This window comes from Sulfurimonas sp. NWX79, assembly GCF_039667035.1.
In the GTDB taxonomy this organism is placed as follows: Bacteria; Campylobacterota; Campylobacteria; order Campylobacterales; family Sulfurimonadaceae; genus Sulfurimonas; species Sulfurimonas indica.
Map to the genome: position 1 here is coordinate 1 of NZ_JALCZL010000036.1, position 7,988 is coordinate 7,988.

Genomic DNA, 7,988 nt, shown 5'->3' on the forward strand with positions numbered 1-7,988 from the left:
ATTACTTGCAAATCAGTAATTTATTTGGCCACCCTATGCTACAATGTCGTAAGAATATTTTTTAGCACTCAAGTGGCCAAGTGTTAATGCGTACGGGTGGCCAAGTTGATGCGTATCTACAATAATATTGGGAAACCAATATGTACCATATAAATCTGGTGGCAATCTTGTTTTAACATCATTAAGAAACTATTTGATATTAATCGGGGTAGTGGGCTATGGTTTTGGTATTTTAAGTCAGATAGAAGCTAAAAAAGAAAAAGATTTAGGAGTATATTCTGCATTAGATGGATTAATTAATAATATTTTTTATTTTATATCAGTAATATGTTTTATAGTAGGTGTATTTGGTATTGTTGGATACTTAGTATAAAGTAACTGATAGTTTTATTTTTTGAAGATATTGTTCAAGTTCTTGAATAATTTTTTTCTTAAAATATTCAGGTTTGATCACTTCAATATGAGGTAACCAAGCTTTGATTATATTGTCAATATCCTCATCATGGGTTACTTCAAACGAGATATATAATGATCCATCTTTAAATTCTTTAATTGTTTTTTGTGATTGGAGAAAGTTTTTCTTTTTGAAATAATGAGCTATTTCTGGATAAACTTTTATAACTACCTCATAATTTTTGCCATCCTCAAACCATGCAGAGTGAGTGTGTTCTAATGTTTGATTAATTTGTGCACGGGGTGTTTTGTAAATAATATCTGTTGTTAATACATCATATATTTTTGAAATCATAAAAGTTTTAATTTTATTAGATTCTAGTTCTTTTGCAAAAAGATACCAAAAACCATCGAAATTGGCTATTTTATAAGGTTCAACCGCTACTGTTAAATTTTCAAAAATTACAGTAATAATATATTGTTGTTGAATTGCTTTTTCAATAGTTTTAATGATTTTTGAATCAATATTTAAATTTTCAAGTTCTTCTTGTTTTATATAATAGGGATTAATAAAATTAGGATAGAGTAATTTTTTTAGGATATTGTTACTAATTTTATCGAGATTATTTACATGGTTGAATTGAGATAGTGATAATGAAACTAGTATCATTTCATGAAGTGTTAATGAAGATTTATTTAATGAAAAACCTTCTATAAATTTAAATCTACCTTCACCGTTTTTTTCAATAGGAAAATTGATAAGCCTTTGATAAATATCTTTTTGAATAGTACGAACAGTAACATTGAACTCATCAGCCAGATCTTTTGTTTTAGGGAGCTTATTTTCTGATAAAGAGGTTAATATCCCCATCAGTCGTGTTAGGGTTTTGTCATAATCTTTTTTTTGCATAAAAAATTTTAGCATATTATTTTTTAAAACGAACTAACCCTTTCGTTTTTGAATGTTATACTTGTAAAAATTGGAAGAGAATAAACCACAGGGGATTAATATTTAATGAATCTCATAATGAAAATATTTATAATAATTATTGGGTTATTATGGTTTACTGCATGTTCTATTATAGATAGAATTGACAATCGAATTGCAGTTAAATCTGTTAGAAACAGTTTGATAGATAAAAATGGCACTCTTTTAGCAAGTACAAATGAAAATCAGAAAAGATTTTATCCATATAAAAAATCCGCTTGTCATATACTAGGTTATGTGAAAAAGAGTAATGGAACTAAAGTAGGGGTGAAAGGATTAGAAAAGTATTATGATGTAGATTTATCTCATACCTCTTTACCTTTAAAGTTAACTCTTGACATAAATCTAACACAACAGATGTCAAAACTTTTTGAAAACAAATCTGGTGGTTTTATAGTAATGGATATAGATGGTGCTATTCTCTCTGCTGGAAGTTTTCCTCAATATGATCTAAATATCTTTATTAATGGGACAATTAGAAGCCATTATATAGCATTATTAAATTCTCCAAATAAACCATTTGTAAATAAATTAGTACATAATTTGTATGATGTTGGTGAGTTGCTAGAGCCTGCTTATAGACTTTCAAATAATAACCATACAATAATTCAAAAATATGGGTTTGGAGGTAGAACAGGTGTAGATATGCCAAATGAATTTCACGGTTTTATTCCCTCAGATAAATCAAAAAATAAAAATATATTGGTAACACCAATGCAAATAGCAAATTTTACAGCTCTACTTGCTACTGCTAAGTTGCCTACACCTCATTTTATACAAAAAAGGAAAGAAGTAAAAAATGTATTAAATGAACAAGAGCTACAGAAATTAAAACTTCTTCAAAAAAAATTATACAGTAGATTTAACTATCCAAAAGAGTTAGTAAATGAAATAAATAATAAATTTCATATTGCTGGAATGATTACAAAACACAATCGCACTGCATGGGTAACATCATATGCTCCATATGAAAATCCACAATATATCGTTATAGTATTTTTAGAAAATTCAGATAAAATAACCACAAAATATATAATGTATAAAATATATAACTATTTGCAAAAACACCACTATATAAAGGTTGAAAATTGAGATTCCTAAATAAAATTTGGACAATCACACTACTGCTTTTTAGTTTAAGTGCCTGTATCGCTTTTGTTTATTCGCCAGAGTTAAGTAAATTGTATGGTTATGATAACAGCTATATCTTTTTTTATAAACAACTTATATCCCTTGCTATTGGTGTTATTATTATATTTGGACTTAGCAAGTTAAACTATAAGGATTGGTTTAATAAAGTAGGTGCTATTACATTAATCATTTCAGCTCTCTTCATGCTATTAATGCAGATAGTCCCACCTTCTGGAGTAGCTACAATCCAAGGAGTGAAAACATATCTAGTTTTTGATGGATTTGCGGTATCTCCTATGCTATTTTTGTTTATTGGGTTGATTTGGCTTGTAAGCTATGTGTATAGTAAGAAGAAAAACTTTAAAGTGATAGCAGTAAGTGTTTTAGTGTTTGTTGGTGGAATAATTATATATTTACTAACATCACCCCACCGCATAGAGAGAATAAAAACCTGGCTTAACACTTTAAGTGTTACTCAAACACCACAAAATGCACTTCATGAAACACTTTTACTCTCTATTGTAGACACTATTGGTATATTTGGTTTAGTAGTTACAGTGGGGGTTTTTGTCGGCTTGTTTTATATTCTTATACAAAAAGAGTATAGTGCTGAAATTCAAAAATATTTTGTAATTGGTGTAAGTTTTTTGATTGGATTTGTATTGTTTGTCAATATTTTATACTCCTTTGGACTCTCACCACTTGCACCGACTCTATACTTCATAGGATATGGTACTTCAGCCATTTTAAGTACATCCCTGATGATAGGAATGCTGCTTATGCAAGATACAAAGAAGATTTAAGATGCAAAAAAACTTTTTAGCAATATTTATTTTTTTGAGTTTGATGAGCAATAGTTATGGAATAGAGCGGGGAAAAATACTCAGAGCAAATATTATCACAGATGATAATGTAACAGTGGCCTACACACAAAAAGTTTATAAGCTTACATATTTAGGAACCCCTTATAAAAAAGAGAGATTGCATACACTACTTAATAAAATAAGTAAACAAATATCCATTAATAAAGAATCTGCATTAAAACGATATTTTCGAGACTCAAGTCAAACCTATAAAGTACTTTTATATGGATTGACACGGGAGCAGGTAGGTAAAATTCAAAAAGTCTTAGATAACACTTCAAATAAAGGATTTTCTTTTGTTTTAAGTGGTGAGAGAAGAGTCTATCCTTATGGTGATTTTTTAACACCTGTTCTTGGGTATAATAAAAAGTTATTAGATAAAGCAACAAATTTTACATATTTAGATGGAGTTAGTGGACTAGAAAAAGAGTATGATATGATTTTGTCTGAGAATCCTCTTATACAAGCAGAAGATATTCATTTAAGCATAGATTTTATAAAACAAAAAAGCTTAGAAAAAGAGGTGGATGGGCTAAAAGCACTCTATAATGCGCAAGAAGTTATCTCGGTTATTCTCGACACAGAAAATTTTCATATAAAAGCTTTTGCTTCGAGTAATCGCTACAATCCAACAGATATCCACCGTGAAAACATGAATGACTTAAGTATACATGGTATTCAGTACCTTTTTCAGCTTGAGTCTTTTGCTACTTTAGTCAAAGACACGCTCTATCTTAATACTAAAAATCCAAAATATGAAATATATGCAGATTTAGAATTAGATCGTCCAAGTGGTATAGATCTTCCTTACGAAAGAGTCTATAGCAACAAGGACCTTTACGGATTTCAAAACTACAAAGTCAATTTTATGCAACTTGTTAAAGCATATTCTCTGTATTTTTCAGGAGGCTATATAGCTAATCCAAAAATAGTAAAATTCCAAGATAGCGATAGAAGAGCAATAATTTCAAAAGAACTTGCACAAAAACTAAAAACTCAGGCCGAGCAGTTTTTTGGAGATATGCCAGGCAAAAGAGTAACATTAGAGTTTGAAGATAAAAATGTCTCAGCAAATATTTATATGACAAGTTATGAAAAAGGCAACAAGCAGTATATAAAGGCTTATTTTACAATCTATCATTCAGATGAAACAGGTATTTAAAAAAAAGGAAGATCAGAGATGCTAAGTTTTTTCAACAAATTTAAAAAACAAAAAGACTACACACCATTTTTAGAATGGGTAAACAAATATAACCGTGAAAATATCTATAAGTTGGAGCATCTACCAGTTATAGAGTGGCTTCATATTGGTGGGGATTTTGAGCTTGATTTTGTGCCAGAGGAGATTGAGTATTGTCAAAACCTCAAAGAGCTTAGTTTTGATAAAAACAATATTAGAGAGGTTCCAGATACTATTACCAAGCTAAAGAATTTAAAAACACTTATTTTTAAAGACATGCCCTTAAAAGAGGCTCCATTGTGGGTGTTTGAACTTCAAGATTTAGAGTATCTCACCTTTGGTCGAACAGATATAACAGAGTTGCCAAAAGAGATAGGTAAGCTTAAAAAACTCAAATATCTAAACCTCTACACCTCTAAGTTAAAAACTTTACCAGATGAACTATGCGAGTGCGAAAATTTAGAGATTTTAAGTATATTTGGCAGTGAAGTGGAGGTTTTACCTGAGTGTTTGGGCAGACTCAAAAAGCTCTATACTTTAAATACAGAGTACTCAAAGCTTAAAAAACTCCCTACCTCTTTAGATACAACACAACTCACAAACGAAAAAACTCTTTTTGGTATAAACTCAATTAACGGGGAGATGATGCCCTAAGTGGAGAAAATAGAAAACAAGATAGAAACCCTTTTTGAACTTGAGCGATACAGTGATGTTTTAGAACTTGCTTATGAGCATCTCTATTCATCAGATGCAGATAAAGAGAGACTCTATGAGTATATTATCCTCTCACATATGAATCTCTCTCAAGATAAAAAAGCACTGAGTCGGTGTGATGAGGCTTTGAAGTTGTATCCATCCTCTTTTGTTTTTTTATATCTAAAAGCAAAAACTCTGTATCATCTCTCACAATACAAAAAAGCAAATAAGTGTGTCAAACAAGTTTTACAATTCTCTCCAAATCACACTCAATCTTTAAATCTTTATGCTCGAATACTACTGCAGCAAAACGATTTCAAAGAGGCACACTCTGCTATACAAAAAGCTCTAGAGATAGATAGCAACATAAGTGAGTATCAACTTACCCTAGTACTTGTACTTATGATGCTTGATAAAAAGAAACAAGCAAATGAGGTAGTCCAAAATGTACTAACAGACGATCCACACAACATTGAAGCCTTGCATCTAAAACAAAAGCTTTTTGCAACTACCCCAAAACATAAAGAGCGGTTATTAAGAAGCATCCTTTTTTTAGATCCATTTGATACACAAAGTCAAAAAGATCTGAAATTTTTGCGATTTTATTATAAAACCGTTCCATTTATAATGGTGTTGGTGTTAATGCTCACATATTACTTACAAAGCAACTATCCCAAATACTCCAATTACGACTCTTTGCATATTGTACTTATTGTGATAGTTGGGATGGTAGGCTCGTATGATTGGAGAATAAATATCCCATTTTTAGCAGCTATATTAACCATAAACAGTTACTATTTAAGCAGTGGAGGGTTTGAACTCTCAGAATTAATTGGGATATTTATTCTGTCACCAATTACTCATTTTATACTCAAAGTATTTATGACTTTGTTGAGAGTTGGAAAATATAGAGTTGAGGAGGCAATTGAGTGGATGAAAAATTAAAAAACAGCGTTGGTGGTGAGAGTGGGGTAAAGATATTTGAGCCTATTGGTGAGAAATACAAACTCACCTTTAGTGATGTTGGAGGCTTAGAGAAGCTTAAAAAAGAGGCAAACATTAAAATAATCCAACCATTTAAAAACCCTGCTCTTTTTAAAAAGTTTAAAAAATCAGCAGGTGGAGGGATACTCCTCTACGGTGCTCCAGGATGTGGAAAAAGCTACTTTGCAAGAGCAATAGCCGGAGAGTGTGGGGCTGCATTTTATAATGTCACTATCGAAGATATACTTGATATGTATGTAGGAGAGAGTGAGAAAAACATCAAAGCCCTTTTTGATACAGTTCGAGAAAACCGCCCAGCCGTGATTTTCATAGATGAGATAGATGCACTTGGTAGAAAAAGAGAGCTGCTAAGAAACAGTTCACTCACAAGCACCATCAATGCCTTTTTATCTCAGATGGATGGGGTAGAGAGTGATAATGAAAACATCCTCATCATAGGAGCTACCAATGCCCCATGGGATGTAGATAGTGCTTTTAAGCGAACAGGGCGGTTTGACAGAACTTTTTTTATCCCACCACCAGATGAAAAAGCAAGAGAAGAGATATTTACCCTTTATCTGCAAGAGTTGCCTATAGATAGATTAGACTATAAAAAGTTGGCACAGCTGACAGAAGCTTACAGCGGAGCAGATATAAAGGGGATAGTCGATAGAGTCTCAGAGAGTATCATCGAGCAGATTTTAGAGAGTGGTGAAGAGCTACGCATAACGCAAGAAGATTTAGTAGAGTTGATAGAACAGACTAAACCAACAACCTTAGAGTGGTTCGAAATGGCAAAAAATGTTGTAGAGTATGCCAATGCAAGTGGAGTATATGATGAGCTTAAGGAGTTTTTGAGCAACAGAATTAAGAGTAAAAAACGGATGGGGTTTTTGTCGTAATTCCAATAAATATTTCATAATTGGTACTGTTTTAAGTTGTTTTAAAGTGGGGGAGGTAAAATTAAACTTAATAATTAAAAGGTGAGCGTGTATAATATGTACATTATGAAAATATTATTTTTTTTCATATTAAGTTTTATTGTAGTTAGTTTGAGTGCTTGTAATGACAATAATAAAAATTATGATATGAGCACTTTAAATAGCGATATGGATGATGAGGCTGATTTCGAAGAATATATATCAGATGCTAAACACAGTGCAAGAAATGAAAATTTTTCTGTTGCATATGACTACTTAGAGAAAGCACGTAAACTTGGTGTAAGTAATAGTGAAATAGTAAGTGCAAAAAGTTATATAGCTTCAAAAGAAAGAGCTTATAAAGAGAAAATGGAGAGAAAAAGACAGGAAAGAATGTTAAGACAATCTCAAAATTCTTCCAGTGGAGAAGGAAATTTACAAACTAAATGTGCTATTCTTATTGATAATTTTACGGCATACAAGGCTTGTATGAAAGATGAATCTGCGATTTTCGGTCTTAATTTAAATTCTTACTATGCAATGCGAGGGGAGTGTAATTTATTGGCAGGTAATGATAATACAGGTCTTTCATATCTTTGTCAACATCCAAATTCAAGTGGATGTATAGGCTTAAAAGCGCCCCAAGAAACTATAAATGCGTGTTATCAATGTGGTGGCAGTAATCTTTGGCTTAGGGTATATGCCACAGGTACGACTTAATTAAAAAAACGGGTGCTTAATTTTTTAGTTTTACTTATAATTCACCAAATAATAATCAACTAAATTAAGCTTCAAACTTTTGCTCAACCCACGATGTAAAGTAATCATATTTT

General features: G+C 31.4%; 9 protein-coding genes. 8 read left to right on the forward strand and 1 reads right to left on the reverse strand.

The features are described from left to right. Positions 1-127 precede the first annotated feature (127 nt). Positions 128-373 (forward strand): hypothetical protein, encoded by a 246-nt coding sequence (locus tag MNY27_RS10510; RefSeq protein ID WP_346392298.1) that lies wholly within the window; start codon positions 128-130, stop codon positions 371-373. Here MNY27_RS10510 and MNY27_RS10515 read toward each other — a convergent pair. After that, a complete protein-coding gene (locus tag MNY27_RS10515; RefSeq protein WP_346392299.1) occupies positions 365-1,303 on the reverse strand; it encodes a WYL domain-containing transcriptional regulator in 939 nt (312 codons plus the stop codon). The genes MNY27_RS10510 and MNY27_RS10515 overlap by 9 nt on opposite strands. A gap of 117 nt (positions 1,304-1,420) precedes the next feature. Here MNY27_RS10515 and MNY27_RS10520 point away from each other — a divergent pair, with 117 nt between their 5' ends. The 7 genes from MNY27_RS10520 (at position 1,421) to MNY27_RS10550 (ending at position 7,875) form a co-directional block, all read left to right on the forward strand. Continuing rightward, positions 1,421-2,473: a penicillin-binding transpeptidase domain-containing protein gene (locus MNY27_RS10520; RefSeq protein ID WP_346392300.1), complete on the forward strand. Its 1,053-nt coding sequence runs from the start codon at positions 1,421-1,423 to the stop codon at positions 2,471-2,473. After that, positions 2,470-3,315: an FtsW/RodA/SpoVE family cell cycle protein gene (locus tag MNY27_RS10525; protein WP_346392301.1), complete on the forward strand. Its 846-nt coding sequence runs from the start codon at positions 2,470-2,472 to the stop codon at positions 3,313-3,315. Before MNY27_RS10520 ends, MNY27_RS10525 begins: the two co-directional genes overlap by 4 nt. A 1-nt stretch (position 3,316) precedes the next feature. Further along, positions 3,317-4,537 (forward strand): hypothetical protein, encoded by a 1,221-nt coding sequence (locus tag MNY27_RS10530; RefSeq protein ID WP_346392302.1) that lies wholly within the window; start codon positions 3,317-3,319, stop codon positions 4,535-4,537. Between the two features lie 18 nt (positions 4,538-4,555). Further along, positions 4,556-5,209, forward strand: a complete 654-nt coding sequence (locus tag MNY27_RS10535; RefSeq protein WP_346392303.1) for a hypothetical protein — start codon at positions 4,556-4,558, stop codon at positions 5,207-5,209. Continuing rightward, the gene (locus MNY27_RS10540; RefSeq protein WP_346392304.1) at positions 5,210-6,196 is read left to right on the forward strand and encodes a tetratricopeptide repeat protein; all 987 of its coding nucleotides are present in this window, start codon (positions 5,210-5,212) and stop codon (positions 6,194-6,196) included. Further along, positions 6,181-7,137, forward strand: coding sequence for an ATP-binding protein (locus tag MNY27_RS10545; protein ID WP_346392305.1), 957 nt, complete (start codon positions 6,181-6,183; stop codon positions 7,135-7,137). Before MNY27_RS10540 ends, MNY27_RS10545 begins: the two co-directional genes overlap by 16 nt. A 105-nt stretch (positions 7,138-7,242) precedes the next feature. Next, positions 7,243-7,875: a hypothetical protein gene (locus MNY27_RS10550; protein WP_346392306.1), complete on the forward strand. Its 633-nt coding sequence runs from the start codon at positions 7,243-7,245 to the stop codon at positions 7,873-7,875. Positions 7,876-7,988: the final 113 nt, after the last annotated feature.